At 52.1% G+C, this 15,134-nt stretch carries 16 protein-coding genes and 1 tRNA gene; 13 read left to right on the forward strand and 4 right to left on the reverse strand.

What is annotated here, in order from left to right; translation table 11 throughout:
- Positions 1-56 precede the first annotated feature (56 nt).
- The 5 genes from ACR3FB_RS12745 (at position 57) to ACR3FB_RS12765 (ending at position 4,978) form a co-directional block, all read left to right on the forward strand.
- Positions 57-383 carry a TIGR02300 family protein gene (locus ACR3FB_RS12745; protein ID WP_480563392.1) on the forward strand — a complete coding sequence of 109 codons (327 nt, stop codon included), beginning with the start codon at positions 57-59 and terminating at the stop codon, positions 381-383.
- 142 nt (positions 384-525) lie between these two features.
- Positions 526-601, forward strand: a tRNA-Ala gene (locus tag ACR3FB_RS12750).
- 82 nt (positions 602-683) lie between these two features.
- Entirely contained in the window at positions 684-2,453 is a 1,770-nt protein-coding gene (locus ACR3FB_RS12755; RefSeq protein WP_480563390.1) for a DUF6538 domain-containing protein, read from the forward strand.
- A gap of 176 nt (positions 2,454-2,629) precedes the next feature.
- Positions 2,630-2,977, forward strand: a complete 348-nt coding sequence (locus ACR3FB_RS12760) for a MarR family winged helix-turn-helix transcriptional regulator (RefSeq protein ID WP_480563388.1) — start codon at positions 2,630-2,632, stop codon at positions 2,975-2,977.
- A 975-nt stretch (positions 2,978-3,952) separates the two neighbouring features.
- Positions 3,953-4,978 (forward strand): hypothetical protein, encoded by a 1,026-nt coding sequence (locus tag ACR3FB_RS12765; RefSeq protein ID WP_480563386.1) that lies wholly within the window; start codon positions 3,953-3,955, stop codon positions 4,976-4,978.
- Positions 4,979-5,112: 134 nt separating this feature from the next.
- Here ACR3FB_RS12765 and ACR3FB_RS12770 read toward each other — a convergent pair whose 3' ends face one another.
- Entirely contained in the window at positions 5,113-6,354 is a 1,242-nt protein-coding gene (locus tag ACR3FB_RS12770; protein WP_480563384.1) for an adenylate/guanylate cyclase domain-containing protein, read from the reverse strand.
- Between the two features lie 587 nt (positions 6,355-6,941).
- Between ACR3FB_RS12770 and ACR3FB_RS12775 the strand changes: the two genes are divergently transcribed.
- Positions 6,942-7,544 (forward strand): VPLPA-CTERM sorting domain-containing protein, encoded by a 603-nt coding sequence (locus ACR3FB_RS12775; RefSeq protein ID WP_480563382.1) that lies wholly within the window; start codon positions 6,942-6,944, stop codon positions 7,542-7,544.
- Positions 7,545-8,003: 459 nt separating this feature from the next.
- Here ACR3FB_RS12775 and ACR3FB_RS12780 read toward each other — a convergent pair whose 3' ends face one another.
- Positions 8,004-8,183 (reverse strand): hypothetical protein, encoded by a 180-nt coding sequence (locus tag ACR3FB_RS12780; RefSeq protein WP_480563379.1) that lies wholly within the window; start codon positions 8,181-8,183, stop codon positions 8,004-8,006.
- 184 nt (positions 8,184-8,367) lie between these two features.
- On the opposite strand from ACR3FB_RS12780, the gene ACR3FB_RS12785 reads away from it, so the two are divergent.
- From ACR3FB_RS12785 to ACR3FB_RS12795, 3 genes are all read left to right on the forward strand, one after another.
- Positions 8,368-8,568, forward strand: a complete 201-nt coding sequence (locus ACR3FB_RS12785) for a hypothetical protein (protein WP_480563376.1) — start codon at positions 8,368-8,370, stop codon at positions 8,566-8,568.
- A 135-nt stretch (positions 8,569-8,703) separates the two neighbouring features.
- Positions 8,704-8,916: a hypothetical protein gene (locus ACR3FB_RS12790; protein ID WP_480563373.1), complete on the forward strand. Its 213-nt coding sequence runs from the start codon at positions 8,704-8,706 to the stop codon at positions 8,914-8,916.
- Positions 8,917-9,291: 375 nt separating this feature from the next.
- The gene (locus tag ACR3FB_RS12795; RefSeq protein WP_480563371.1) at positions 9,292-9,927 is read left to right on the forward strand and encodes a recombinase family protein; all 636 of its coding nucleotides are present in this window, start codon (positions 9,292-9,294) and stop codon (positions 9,925-9,927) included.
- 47 nt (positions 9,928-9,974) lie between these two features.
- On the opposite strand, the gene ACR3FB_RS12800 is transcribed toward ACR3FB_RS12795, so the two are convergent.
- A complete protein-coding gene (locus tag ACR3FB_RS12800; protein ID WP_480563368.1) occupies positions 9,975-10,478 on the reverse strand; it encodes a hypothetical protein in 504 nt (167 codons plus the stop codon).
- Between the two features lie 87 nt (positions 10,479-10,565).
- Between ACR3FB_RS12800 and ACR3FB_RS12805 the strand changes: the two genes are divergently transcribed.
- Entirely contained in the window at positions 10,566-10,868 is a 303-nt protein-coding gene (locus ACR3FB_RS12805) for a hypothetical protein (RefSeq protein ID WP_480563366.1), read from the forward strand.
- Between the two features lie 116 nt (positions 10,869-10,984).
- Positions 10,985-12,268, forward strand: a complete 1,284-nt coding sequence (locus ACR3FB_RS12810; RefSeq protein WP_480563364.1) for a DUF6602 domain-containing protein — start codon at positions 10,985-10,987, stop codon at positions 12,266-12,268.
- 35 nt (positions 12,269-12,303) lie between these two features.
- Here ACR3FB_RS12810 and ACR3FB_RS12815 read toward each other — a convergent pair whose 3' ends face one another.
- Entirely contained in the window at positions 12,304-13,275 is a 972-nt protein-coding gene (locus tag ACR3FB_RS12815) for a hypothetical protein (RefSeq protein ID WP_480563361.1), read from the reverse strand.
- A gap of 237 nt (positions 13,276-13,512) precedes the next feature.
- Between ACR3FB_RS12815 and ACR3FB_RS12820 the strand changes: the two genes are divergently transcribed.
- Positions 13,513-13,782 (forward strand): hypothetical protein, encoded by a 270-nt coding sequence (locus ACR3FB_RS12820; RefSeq protein WP_480563359.1) that lies wholly within the window; start codon positions 13,513-13,515, stop codon positions 13,780-13,782.
- Between the two features lie 797 nt (positions 13,783-14,579).
- Positions 14,580-15,110 carry a hypothetical protein gene (locus ACR3FB_RS12825; protein ID WP_480563357.1) on the forward strand — a complete coding sequence of 177 codons (531 nt, stop codon included), beginning with the start codon at positions 14,580-14,582 and terminating at the stop codon, positions 15,108-15,110.
- Positions 15,111-15,134: the final 24 nt, after the last annotated feature.

The raw sequence follows: 15,134 nt of genomic DNA on the forward strand, positions 1-15,134 counted from the left end.
TGTGGCAGGTGAACTGAATCTTTTAGACGACTCACCTGATATCAAGGGGATTTGACATGCCCAAGGAAGAATGGGGCGTAAAGCGCGTTTGTCCGACCACCGGTAAGCGGTTTTATGACCTGAACAAAGACCCGATCGTCAGCCCCTACACGGGCGAGATCGTGGAACTTGAAACCGGCAAGAGCCGGATGATCGCCGCCGATGCCGAAGATGCGGCAACCAAGAAAGCGCGCGAAAACGCATCCGAGGATGATCTGGCTCTGGATGATGACGACAATGTCGACGTCGATCTGGATGACGATCTGCTGGATGATGATGACGACGGCAATGATGATGTTTCGCTGGACGACATCAAGGACATGTCGTCGGAAGACGAAAACTGATCCGATACGGGGGGGCGGCCAGTGGCCGCCCTTTTTCGTTGCGAGAGACGGCGCATAGTTTTTCGCAGATTTCAAAATTTGCTCTTGCGCTCGCGCGCGCTGTCTCATAAACGTCCGCCCACTGCTTCGGCAGTATCTGGAAGGGGCCTTAGCTCAGTTGGGAGAGCGCTTGCATGGCATGCAAGAGGTCAGGGGTTCGACTCCCCTAGGCTCCACCAAATCTCCATAAGTTGTTGATTTGACTTTATCCCCTTAACTTACAAGGGCTTAGAAACGAGTCTGTTACAGTGAGGTGTTACAGTGAAGGCGCTTGAGAAGATGCCCAGACACCCCAGACTCTATCGACGTGGCGACGTCTACTACCATCGCGCAGCCATCCCTGCAGACATCGCGGCAAGCTATCCGAAGACTGAAGAAACGTTCTCTTTGAGAACCAAGGACCATGCTGATGCTATTCGGAAGGTTCGTGTCGCAGCCGCTGAAGTCGACCAACGATTCGAAGCCCACCGACGCTGGATCGAAGCCCAAGGACGGGAAACTGTAGCTGAACTGACCTCCGATCAGATCAACAAAATCAAGGCCGTGTACTATCATTTCCGGCTGGAAGAAGATGAAGAAACGCGCCTAGATGGCTTCCGTTCCGCTGAAACACCCAAGTTGACGCCGGAAAGAGCCATAGCTGACCCACGCTATAGCTTCGGCGAATACACGGAACTCAACGACTTTAGCCAAGAGGAAACGCGCTCTGCATATGCGCAAGGCCAACAGGACAGCTTCTTCAAGAGTGAGGCCGAGGAAGTTTTGACTTGGGACGGGGTCAGCATCAATCTAGCCAAAGATTCCCCTTCATGGCCGCGTTTGATCAGAGCGCTACAGGAAGCGACAATCAAAGCTGCAGAGGCCATTCAGTCGCGCAATGCTGGCGACGTAGTGGAAACCCCAGAGAGGCCCATGGGCGACCCGCTGATGCTCTCTCAGGGGCAATTGCTTTCCGAGCTATTTGCTGAGCGAAAATCCGAAGCGATACGGACCGACGATTGGAACACCAAGCTACAAGACGACTACACCACTTGGACGGAGCTGTTCATAGAAGTGGCAGGCGACCGCCCAATACTCCAATACAAGAAAACTGACGCATCCCATTTCAAGAAACTGTTGATGGCCCTGCCTACCAACCGCAACAAGATCAAGGCAACCAAAGGGAAATCAGCAAGTGAGGCGGCGGCGATTGCTAAGCAACAAGGTTTAGCCTGCCTCAGTATTTCCACGATCAACAAAGCACTTGGACGCCTACAGGCGACATGGAACTGGGCGAATAGTCAGATGGACGAGGATGTTTCTGACATTTTCGGCCCAATGAAACTGAAAGCCCCCACAAGAGCCCGCGACCAGAAAGACCCGTTCTCCACTGAGCAATTGCGGCAAATCTTCCAAGGACCGCTGTTTACTGGGTGCCGTTCATCGCGTCGCCGTGCGGAGGCAGGTAAGGTCAACTTGAGCGACACTTCATGGTTCTGGCTACCGCTTCTTGGCCTATTCACTGGGGCGCGGCTCAACGAACTTTGCCAACTTAGGGTCAGTGACGTGAATGAACTGCAAGGTGTTGGTTACTTGTCGATCAGAGAAGACCGCGAAGACCAGCGTGTGAAAGGTCATTCAGAAAGAGTTGTCCCCATTCACTCTGCGTTGATCGATTTGGGGTTTTGGGATTACTACCTGTCACGCAATGTAGCCAAAGATGAGCGACTGTTCCCTACGCTGAAACTCGACGCTTACGGGTATTACTCCGACCGTTCGTCCAAGGACTTTAGCAACTACCTGACTGCACTGGGCGCGAAGACAGCCAAGACCTCATTCCATTCCTTCCGGCACAATTTCAAGGACGCCTGCAGAAACAGCGGTGTCCCATCAGATATAGCCGACCTCCTGCAGGGTCATTCACTTGGCGGAATGGCTGGGCGCTATGGCAGCGGCAAAGTTCTCCTTGAGAAGCTGTCTTCAGAACTGGAAAAGGTCAGCTTCCCAGAGCTAGACATCGGCGCAATCCTCCGCTTCAAAGCCACACCCTGAGGCGGCGCAATCGTTGCCGGCGGGAGTTCAGTCGCTGCGACCGACAGCATCATTGGTGTAGCACCTCGTTTGCTAGGCGGGCCGCACATCTATTCCACCCAACATATTTAGTTCCACCATTGATTAATACCCGAAACGCTCGGGCAGAACCTCACTAAAATCAGAAAGGACTACACATGAACGTCAACCCACTATTTGACCCGCTTAGAAGTGCGCTCGAAGAATTCTCTCTAGGGTCGCGGGAAACCACAACACTGAACATCAGAATGCTGTTGGCCATTGCCGCAGAAGAAAACTGCACGACGAAGCACCTTTGCCAAGTCCTTGGCATTACCCAAAGCACCGCCAGCCGAACAACACAAAAACTCGGGGCAGAGTGGCCTGGTAAAACGCAGTCCCCGCATCTTGTCGTAAGCGCCCGCGACAAATCTGACCCCAGAAAATACCGTTACAAACTAACCGAATTGGGACGAAAACGAGTAGGGGAAATAACGGCGAAGATTGAAACTACTACAGCCTCTTAAACAGCACCTTTTCAACACCGCGACGAACGCCGTCCTCATTGTCCCGCTCGGACAGTGGGGTTTTTTCGTTTGTGGGTTAACGTCGCGCGACGACATTCGGGAACGGAAGCCTACGGCAATCTCGCCAATCAGTGATCCGGTTTGGCTACAATAACAAACGGGTCTCCCGCTTTTGGGCGGGGGGCTTCAGCACAGCGTCTGTGGTTTTCGGCGGTGGATAGTTGCGGGATTTCGAGCGCAGAAATGGACCCTGGAAAACCGTTTAATAACAATGCTTTGGAAATAGGTTCCACCATTGATAAATGCCCCCGCTATACTATAGCTATGTACTAGCTTTGTATGTAGCTACCTGTGGCTACTCCTCCCCCCGGTATAACCCTATAGCCTAATAGGTGTAGCTATACCCAAAGCTATGAGTGTAGCTTTCTGCAGCTTATCCCCTCCCCCGATATATCCCATAGTCATAGTTCCTATAGCTAAAGCCATAGGGGATGACCCAGCCCCGTGGCTAGGTTTTAGCATGTAGCTACAACCCTCCAGCGTATTTTCATTGGGGGGCTTTTTGTTTGGCCCTGAGGATGACTTTTCGCTGTAGCTAGTGTTCGGTGCATGACGAATATCCCCAGAAAGCCCTCGGTCGCTCGTACGAAGGTTCGAGGGGAGGGTATTCGGACCAAAGTAGGAGTTCAAATTTTGACCTGCGCAGACGCAGCATCGGTTTGCATTCGCGGCAGGATTCCTACTGCGTCGCGATCCCATTAACCAAAGCAGCCACTCAATCGGACTAGAAGCTTGCAAATCCAGATTACCTTTTCGCCGCATGGCACTAGGGTTTGAAAAAGGTGGACAAAGAGCCGTCATTCGTCTTCGCCGAAAAAAATTGCCTTTGCATTCAATCGTGAACAACTTGCTATAATTTTGGGGTGGCCGCAGAATTTAAGAGGCGTAGAGAAGCTGTGGGGAAAGTGGTGAGCAATGATAGTTAACAACAAATTCTTTATCCGGATGACCTTCGTGATATTTGGGTCGATATTTTGGACCTCAGTTCAAGCTCAACAACTGTGGACAGGATCTTTTGTAAGCCGGAGCAAATGTAGTAGCCACATCGGAGTTGTTGGACCCGAGCAACACAGCAGGGTAATCAAAGGTCACAAATGGCCACATCCAAAAGGCAGCGCGATTGAATACATAGATAGAAACGCGCGTGGAATAAATGCCATTGCCGCAGGTCGCGGCGGAAGCCAGGCCATGCGGGAGAGATTGCTGAACGCCGCGAGGAGTGGGGCATTCACCAAATTGGACTTTGAGGGATCTGGCGGTTCGAGCCCGTCGTTTGTCAGTGCCATCGTCGTAGAATCAACGGCCTACGGAGTAGCCCAGTTACGCGCATCGGGTTCAATCTCACCTCAAGAAATTAGTGAGATAAATGCGTGGGTCCAAAAACTCTTAAAAAACTCCACACAACGGGCCAACAGCCCTGATCATAAGGCGGCAATCGGAACTGCGAGGCTTATCTGGGGCGCGGCGATTGGTGACAAAAAACAGTTCTCAAAAGGCTACAACCAAGTAAAGCCCGTTTTGAGAAAGCTGCGATCAGGGCCAGAATTTGACGCCAAAATCAGAGTTAACAACGAGGTCATGCTCCAAGTTGTCCACGCGGGCACGGTCTTGTATCGAAACGGGATTGATGTCTTTTCCAAAAAATGGGGCAAAACGTCTCTACATCAGGCAATTGCCTATCACGCTTCGCAGGTTACTCAGGTCGGCTCAGGTAAGCTCGAAACAACGACCGGCGCAGACACTCAGGCACGCAGCATTTTCCGAGCGACTGGGTGGGGCACTCACTTGGCCTGGGTTCCACTTTATCTCAGTCATTTTCCGAGTTCGGGCGCTTCGAATGAAGTGCGTGCTTTGAATAAGGCTCTGCGTCGGGTGGATCGAAAGCCATACTACGGAACTCAAATCGGGATCCATTCAGATTGCATCTATGGACGATACTGAGGGATGGAGAAGCGCAGGCTTGGCGAGACGCCGTATGCTTGGTTCGGGCTCGTAGCCATCCATTGTGATGCGCAATAAAACGCCGGTGAACCAAGCACGAATGTCAAGAGATCGACCCGAAGCCCGCCAGCGCTTCAATCACTACTAGGAGGGGCGTCGAACTCCACTAGATACCCGCGGGCAGTAGAAACCGCCCTTGCATCGTCCCACTTGATCCCCGGCTGATCAGAGAACTGCCGGAATCTTCCAAAGTGCTCAACGCCGTCATAGTTGTCTGGCTGATGACGAAACCAGTTTGTAAAAACAACCGGTTCGCCATTAGACCATGTCCAACCTTCGTCAGGTTCCAGAGACCGGTCACTTTGAACAAACCCTATCCATGGTCCAAAACGCTGCCATCTACTACCTTCGTCTTGCATTCGCCATACATCATCCTGTTGTGCAGCCAGATCCACTAGAAAATCATTCTCAGCTTGCGATCCAATTGCAGCGAGGTAACCACCCAGCGCACGTGCTTCTGCTTCGGCCTCCATCCATTTTATCCCCCAAGCATGCACCAGTGCATAATCGTGACCTTCAAAAGAGGCTCGCTCAAGAACATTTCTCGTCGCGGCAGACCTCGCTGCCCAATTGTCAAGGTCCTGTTGGTTGTAAGCCTCTCCAATGACCGGGGACATAGGAGTAGCCACAGGTTCTGTGGCTGGCCAATTTTTGTACGCGACACTCAGACCTGCCACTACGATAAGCGCCACTATCAGCATTGCCGAAGCCAAGCTCTGGCGACGAACAATATTAGAGGCACTTAGCAAAATCGAAATCTTGCCGTGTTCTCCGGCAACCTTGTAGGCCGCCACAGGCTTAGGAATGTTCTTTAATCGCTGTTTACCCATTGAGACGAACTCAAGGGTCAATTTTCCATCGATCTGGTCGCGTACCTGACTCGACAGACAAATCCCGCCGGGTTCTGCCAAGGCTTCAAGCCGTGCCGCAACGTTGACACCATCTCCCAGAAGGTCGTCGCCTTGAGCGATCACATCGCCGACATTGATGCCGATCCGAAAAAGAAGAGCCTGGTCTTCCGGTACTCCTTCGTTTTTCGAGCGCAACGCTTCCTGCACCTCGACGGCACTTCGTACGGCTTCCACGGAGCTCTCGAACTCAGCTAAGACACTGTCGCCAGCAGTATTGGCAATACGGCCACCATGTTTCGCGATAATGGCATCCATCGACCGGCGGTGGTCCGCAAGTCGTAGTAACGTGGCTTCCTCATCCAGTGCTATCAGTCGGCTGAATTCGGCAACATCAGCGGCGAATATTGCCGCGAGTTTACGGCGAATACTGGGGCCATCACCGGATTTTGGTGTATCATTTGCCATTAGACACGTCCTTGACCGGATGAGCCGGATTGCCAATACCGAGGTATGTAGTCCGCACAACCAAAGACAGTCATATTGATACCTTTGAAACCGAGAATAAACCTGCCGCACTAGAAGCAACCTAAGGCCAACAATTGACCCCTGTCAAAACCAGCGACAAAAACGCAAAATCTGGAAAGGTCGAAGAGAAGTGTCTTTGGTAACACTGATCGCGCTGTCAATTGGTCACAAATAGATGGTTAGGGCTCGCTCCAGACATTCGTCGCGACGAGCGTCTGTGTCGGCGCTACGGACCAAATAGACTTTCATCGGAAGAGGCACAACGTCCGCTTTTTTGTGTTTCCCCCCCACAAGCGCGTGAAGACGATGAAAGAGATTTCTGTGAGCCCAACAAGGTAAAGGTTCTTCTGCAGGGTTCTCTTTCCTTTCCTGATATCAGTTGTTTTCTCATATCTCAGAAGACGAGAAACCGAGGCCAGGTTTTGACAAGGGCTTCGCCAAGGATGTATCTTATGTGTCTGGACATGCGGAATGTCGAGAGTTGAATACTCGGGTTCTTTGTCCATCAGGATGTAAGGGGGAATACTGTGATTTCGATTTTTAAAGAGTTTGCCTCGAAGGCGTTCTTGGTGTTTGGACTTGTGACTTTGACAACTGGGGCCGCGAACGCGGTGACGCTAACGAGTGAAGTAGCAGGCAATGTGGTCGGAGGCGGTTCTGCGGCGGATTTTACTATTTCTGATCCTGGTTTGAGCATGGCACCTACAGGAACGGCTAGTCTAATGTTGTTTCGCGGAGTGACCCCTCTTCAAGATCCGTTTGTCTTTGGAAACCTACTCGCTGGTCTCAGTACGTTTTTCACAGTGGAGTTGCGCAACACGGGTTCTGGAGATGCGCAAATCAATTCGATTTCGATGTTCTCGGGAACAAATTTCTTTGTTGGTCCGGCGAGCTCTAGATCCTCGCTATCGCCAGCAGAGTCGGACTGCGGCACAAGCCTGTCGGCAGGAGCAGGTTGTTCACTCTTTCTTGAGTTCTTCCCGCAAAGTGGCACCGCGTCAGGCAGGTACAACGACTTCATTGTGATAGATTTTGAGAGTGTCGCACCGATTCCTCTTCCTGCGGCCGGGTGGCTATTGCTGGGCAGCATAGGTGGCTTTGCAATGATGCGTCGCCGCAAAAAGGCGTAGCCGCAGCCGCACACATCGAAACTATTGGGCGTCTGTTTCAGGCGCCCTTTTTCGTTTCCGGCAAGTCACCATCACAACAGCTTGAAAAGATTGTTATAGTTCGAAGCCGCGGCCTTCATAACTATCTGAACGTCTGCTATGGACTCAATGCCGTCATCTGACAGTTTTGGTCAGGGATGCGGGCTTGCGTTGGATGGCTGCTTCCATCGGGTATCTTTTGTTACGTGCCGAACACTAGACGAGTAGCTGTCACGGCATAACAGGGGTCAAAAATCTTAAAGCCTCAATAGATATCCGGTGAAAAAGCGTTCCCCCCATCGCCACCGCGCGACGGGTGTGGCTGGGAGAATTGACCGGGGTGGGTGTAGCGTGATGGTCTATAGCCAGCCATTCACTCGGTCTGCTACTGACCTGAGCGAGAGGGGAAGCGCACCACCCCCTACAGCTTCTCTATGCGTCTCAGACAGCGCGTTGATAAGCCGACCAATGTGTCAGGTGCAGCTTCACCTTCCCAGCGCACAGCCTCAGCTCTCCAGCGCTTGAACGCTCCAGATGTGGGCGGCAGAACGGCAACAATGAGCCATTGTCCTCAATCGTAATGGCACCAATGAATGGCAGCGCGACGGTGTAGGTCTTCATGGGTCTTCCTTCGTTAGAGTTTGATTGAATTGGACGCTATTCCGCACAATCCAGCACTGCACTGAGTCAGAGTGACTCACCCTCAGGGAAATAAGTTCCACCAATGATCTAGCACAGGCTTTTCAATGCGAGGCCGCCGCGCTGCTAGATGCTAACCCTCATCAATCAAGAATTGGAAATGAACATGAAACGCTGGCAAGCAACCATCAAGTATCGCTCAGAGGCTGGTGCGGTCGAAGAGGCGCACGAGGTAGAAGAACTCCACGAAATCCACGACATTGTCGAAGCAGGCTATCACTGGGACTGTCTGATCGATTTGCGTGTCGAACGTATTAACCACTCGGTCAGTCCGACGCTTACAATCGAAGCTGCGGCTGAGCTGTAGGCACCCAGCCAGATTGGACACCCTCAGGTAATTGGGGCCCACCATAGAATAACCCCGAACCACCCGTCAGGCATCCGCTTGGCGGGTTCTTTGTTCCAGCGCAAAAGCGCACCTGACATCTAGGAAAGGACACCCATGTCAATCACCGCAACAGAAGCAACCGCAAACGACTACGCTATCGTCAATGCCGTTCTGGAAGTCAAAAAGCTCGCAACTGATATTGCTGAGTCTGTCGCTTCGACGCGCAGCGCACTTACTGAAACTGTAGAGCGAGACGCTCTGGTGGTGGGGCTCTATGGCTCTAAAGACAACACCCTTCTTGATGGGTTTACGGCGTTGGATGCCTAAAAAATAGTTTTCGACCGAATTGGCCTAAAACCAACAGACGTGATGCAGCTGCTATCGTCGATGCCAGTAGCGCCTCAGAGAATTGTAAACAGGCCGCGTGTCGTAGAAGCGATGGAGTTTCTTTCAGCGGTCATCAAGGATAGTCGTTTGCGCGAAACTAACGGCTACTCAGCTGTCCTGCATTGAAATGAAAACACAGAGCGGGGAGGTCTCGAACTTCCCCAACCAGCTCTAAAACGCTTGTTGCTTGGTTGGCCGTAAGGGTATACCTCCACGTACATTGACGCGGAAGCGGCAAAGGCTGTCCGTAAGGGTTGACTTACGTATTCGTACATCACTATCAACGTACATCACCCAACCGGACACGAGGACGACATGAGCAAGACCATTCTGTACGCACGAGTTTCGACTGCTGACCAGACGCTAGACCATCAGCGGGCACAAGCTGAGGCTGCTGGGTTTGAGATCGACGAGGTGGTATCCGACCACGGGGTGTCAGGTGTCAGCACGACGCTGCAAGAAAGACCCGACGGGAAGCGGCTATATGATAAGTTGAGACATGGCGACACGCTGGTGGTCCGCTGGGTGGATCGCTTGGGCCGCAACTACCAAGACGTAACCGACACGATCAGACACTTCATGCGACAGGGTGTTGTCGTGCGGACAGTGATCAATAACCTCACCTTCGACGGGGCAACAACAGACCCCATGCAGGAAGCCGTGAGGGACGCACTGATAGCCTTTATGGCAGCCACAGCTCAAGCTCAGGCTGAAGCCACAAAGGAGGCCCAGAAGGCAGGCATAGAGGCTGCGCGGCAAGACGAAACCAAGTACCGGGGCAAGAAACCCAGCTACGACCGGAAGACGCTTACAGACGTGGTTGACATGCTATCAACGGGCGCAGGTGCCTCAGAGATCGCTAAGGCAACATCACTAACCCGCCAGACAATCCTTCGTATCAGGAAAGACCCAGCAGCCGCAGAGGCAGCTTTGGCCAAGTGGGGTCTTTAATCTTGTGCTTGTCTTCTGATTTGTATTGTTCGGTGCCAAAAAGGCCGTCAGGGTGTATTGCTTTTGGCTGCCTTCTTTAGCGCTCTGTCTTGATACACTTGCACTCTCTTGTACCACAGGGAGAAGCCAATGAATGCCAGCAAGGCCCCAAAACTCGCACACAGAAAGCCGCTGACCTGCAGGATCAAAGCCCATGTGTTCTCGTTGGCTGCCAGCAATCTGTTCTCTTTGGCTTTGGTAAGCCTATTGCTGAGGGTCGCGTTTGCCGCCGCAATTCGCGCGTGTTCATCCATCAACCTCGATAGCGCACGTTCGCTTACTTCGCTGTCCTCTTCCGCTAACGCGACTCTCTCCGCCAGCCCAGCTATCCAGCTCTCGACCCTGTCTTGCTCCAACTCAAGAATACGTGTCTCCGTGAGTCGCTGCCAAAGAGCTGATTGGCTGTCCCGAACACTGACGACAAATGTATAACCGCCAAACAAGAAGACCACCAATCCAGCTATCGCCATGAATTTGTAGAGGTTGTCCGTTGGCAGGTTTGAATTTATCAATTTTGTCTCCAGCGCTCTAGCATCTCACAAGCAAGAGTTGCATGTTTGCTCGTGTTTACAACAAAATGACAAACTCAGATCAAGCACATGGACCCATCAGACCCCGATTTCTTCATCTCGCCAGACAACCCCTTAGCTCAGCTTGTTGCGCTGGTGATCGCAGTAGGTCTCCTGACCCTGCTTTGTTCAGCCTTCAGGTCAACCGTAAGAACAGCTGGGTTAGCTAAAGCTATCTTCTTCTGGGCTTGGAATGCCGCGTTTTTCCCTGTGGTCTTCGTGGCGGCTAAGAGCTTCGGCTGGTGGGCTTTAGCTGTGGTGGCTGTTTGGTTCGTTCCGCTGGCGGCATTCGACCACCATGTACTACCCGACATTGACCACGACGAAGCCTAGGGCGGTTTTGGCCAGAATGCCGCTAGCAGTCACAGGTTGTCACAGGTAGGAATTGCCTCACCACGAAGAAACGCGCCTATCTGATGTAGGCCGCATAAAAAGGATCGTGTTAGCTAATGATCACCTCCTTCGCCGAATTTCTCGAACAGCTCCAAGCCAAAGAAGTAACGATCCTATCAGAAGAGCAGGTCAAACACGGGCCGACAATAGGTGATATGTACGAGGGCCTTACCCGTGAGCTGTTGGAACGAGCAATACCCGAGGCTCTAAACCTGAAGCTTTTAGACGGCTTCGTGGTGGGTAAAGACGGCACGTACAGCAATCAAACCGACGCAATGCTCGTCATGGGTGACAGTGGCCACAGGATTCCAAAGACGGAAAAGTGGGCGTGGCCAATCAAAGATGTCTTGGCAGTCTTTGAGGTGAAGAAGAACCTATACGCGGCTGAGCTGGCCGACAGCATCGCCAAGATGTCCCGTGTGTCTGAGCTACAGGTGGAGCTGTTGCGTTCGTCAGACATGCAACCTCACCTCGGCCCATCACTTCAAGCCTTTGAGAAAGCTATGGGTCGCTCCCCGTTTCCCGACGAAATCAATGACTTGGAAGGTCAGGGGGGCGAGATACTACGGACTATTGCACATGAACAGTTAGCGCCTTTACGGGTTGTGTTCGGCTATGAAGGCTATGTAGACGAACCGGGCCTCAGAGCGGCGTTTCTAGACGCTGTCGACTCAATAAAAGGCGGCGCGGCAGCCCCCGGTCTGCTCCCCAACCTGATCATCTGCCGCAAAAACACTATCATCAAGCTGACCGGGCATCCATTTGTAGCTCCGATCCACGACAACGGGAGATGGGACCTATTTGGCTCCACGTCCAAAGCACCATTTGCGCTGCTTCTGGAGATGATCTGGACACGGCTAGCCAACCAGTTTCACGCCCAGTTTCCTGTAGACGATAGCCTCAGCGTTGAAGCCATCGCGCCGCTTGTTACAGGTGAGTTTGTCGTACAAGAGCAACGGCGCGGATGGATGTATTACGCTGTGTCACTGACCAGTGAGCAACTTGCCGAGCGGGAAAACGGCGAGTGGACGCCGTTCGCGCTTTCACTGGAAGAGTCCGTTCTACTCCAATTGTTTGTGATGGAAGGAGGTCTCGACTTAGACAACAAAGATATTCTCAGCGCAGCCGAGGAAGCTAAAGTAAATCTGGTGGTATTCGCTGACCGGCTAGTCGAAGCACGGCTTTTCTCTTGGGCTTCAACGCGAGTTGCGCACCCAATCTGCAAAACGATACATACTGTGGTGACACCCGACGGACAGTTTTGGGCATCGGATAATTCTGACCTATTGAACTTGTGGGCCACAGAAAAAGCTAAAAGCCCTGTAGAGCATAAAGCCTAGTTTACGCGGATAATCTGATCGGAGCTTGCTTTTGTTCAGGTGTGGGCGACAGCAGCTTTAGAAATATTGAGTATCGCTGATTGAACGGAACGAAGGTGCCTCTCCACGTCGACGCTTGTCAAAGTGAGTTGCCTACCCAGTGCGACGCTCTCACCAGTTTGAGCCAAGTAATGCTCATCGACAACACCCCTGTTGTGGACGAAAAGGTTGCGTCTCTGATTTAGTATCCAAAGATCGCTACTCAGATTTCTTTGGACTTCGTCATCGCTAAAAAGCGCCTTCATCACTCCTTTGATCGCCTTGAGGTTGTCAAGTCGCCTCCCGTGGAAAATCACCGATCCCATGGACTGAGAAAGGTTGAAACCGTGGTCGCCAATCGTCTGAAAATCCACCGTCTGTTTACCGAAGAAATCGCGCAAGTCTGGCGATGAAATGACCGGGGCTGCTCTCGACGGGTCTTCGTTAATCCAATGGACAGCAAAAGATCGGGCGAAACTCTCGAACACAGTCCATGTGGAAATTAGAGTTTGGACAAGTTGTTCTTTAGCGGCGGTCTTTACCTCATCTGATTGCAAATGCTGAAAGATTTCAAGAAGGGTAGCATTGCGTAACGCCTCACCACCAAGTCTACTGTTGGCGAACTCGTCCATTTGTTGCTTCGCTTCAGCCCAAGCTGTTTCCTCGTGCGCCTTTGTAAGCCCGCTGCCCGGCGGTACGCCTTTCAGACTGCTAATGCGCTGTGCCATGTGCAAACGATCAAAGTGTCGCTCAAATACAGAGTGATTTATGAGCCAAAACGGAAGTGAAGCCGCACTGATTACGCTTCGCAGTCCGGCCTCTGCTGCTAAAAAACTATCTCGCCACGGCTCCCCACCCTTCGAGACTGACGCAAGTGGCCCCAGAATTGGCTCAGGCGTAATTACCAGGACCTGTTCAAATACTGCATCAAGGACTTCTTGGGGTGGGCGAGGAATGGTGCCTTCTTCAGTTTCCGCGTTTTCGGCCACTTACTCCCTCCCGTCGAATTTCATCTCAATCAAAATGCGGTCAGCGAAATTCAATCTGCGGGGATATTAGGAAAGCAAAACTGCCAAATATGCAAACCGCTTAGCTCAGCACTAGCCGGAGACCATAGCAGCGTTTCGTTCGCGCTAGTTGAACGGATTGCACAAGCAACTCAGGTGGTTGATACAGGCACTTACAAGTACAGGTTGCCAAGCCTCGTCTCGAACAGGCTGGACATTATGGAACGAGAAACAGGTATGACGTTTACAAGACTAGGATCAATTATCGCGTGGCTCTTGTTGGCACTCGGGGGTTTTCGGGTGGTAGTAGGGTTTCTGTTGGCATTTGGTGCAGAAGACAACGAAGCCGCAGCCCGACAAATTCTGGCCGCTGCAAACACAGGTGAGGCAATCAACGAGGGGATGATCGCTATCTTCGTCGGCGTGGCGCTGGGTATCTTGGTTGAGATCAGCAAGACGCTACGCACAAAACAGGAAAGTGAACAGTGAGAAAGTCACGGGTGATTGGTGCTATCACAGGCGGGTTGATCGGCTTCTTGATAGGCGGTGGAACAGGTATCGTCGGAGGTCCGTTTGTGGCCGTTGCCGGGGTCTTCGTTTTTACCGGGATCGGGGTCCTCTGGGGGCTAAGTGCCGGTCCTGATCTTACTGACAAGGTGAGAGCTTGGCGTTCCAGCAAATAAGCAGTGATGATCGAAAAGTGTTACAGTGGGTTGTTACAGCGCAAGATACAGATTATACGTAAGCTACTGATTTAATTGAAACCTACCACCTCAGGATCGCATCCCCTAGGCTCCACCAAAACCTTCTTGAAAACACTGCGCATTTTGCGTGTCAGGGGCTCTCAACCCCACACTAACCCCCACGTATTACTGAATTCTGCTGATTTCAACTGCTGTCACTTGGGCTAATGAAACCAATTTGGCAGTCCAAAACCTTTATGTCGCGCGGTGCTATCACCTTCATCCAGACAACTTGGCCAACGCGCATTCAACATTGAGGAACTGAAATTGAGAATTGAGTGGGAGCATCCTAGGTGTGTCGCATGTCTTGTAACTAAGGAATTGAGCGTTGAGCATGTGATGCCAGATGGCCTTGGAGGTATCCTCACGTCTTGATTTCTTTGTGGGAATGCAACAGCCGATTTGGTTTTTCACTCAAAGGAGCGGAAAGCCTCGCTCTCGAACTCCGTAACCCACGGGTCAATCCCAAGACAGTGACAAGAACGCAAAGTTAAGCTATTATGTCAGTATTATTGACGTATAAATGACGGGATTGACGGTTTTATGCCCCACGACGAGCAACAAGCTAAACGCGGCCCGGATGGCAAGTTCCTGCCCGGGCACAAACCGCCAAAGTCAACCGGCCGACCGCGGGGCGCAAATGGCATTAAAGCACGTGCAGCACGGCTTGCGGGCGAACGGCTTGAAGAGATGCTCGGGCGCGCCACTGACGTAATTTCCGACGAGCTTGATAACGGCAATCCAACCGTAGCCCAATGGCTCGTTGATCGGGTTCGGCCTCCTGCACGCTCTGACTTCGTTCAATTGGCTGACAAGAACAAATTGAGCTCTATTGAAGATATCCTCGTCGCATCAGAGCGGACCACAACTGCAGCATCGCGGGGCGAAATCAGCTTGCAACAGGCATTGCTTCTTCAGGATGTCCTGGGTCGTCACGCCCAGCTCAAAGGGCTTGAAGAACTGTCCGCACTTCGTGCGGAGGTCGAGGAAATGCGACGTACGGATAGCACGACCGCCGCAATAGATAAGTCACTGCTACCAAAATGGGGCCGCCTGAGCGAGGAACAAAAATGAAGAGAGGGTCATGGACAGACAGCG

The organism is Ruegeria sp. AO1 (assembly GCF_056535985.1).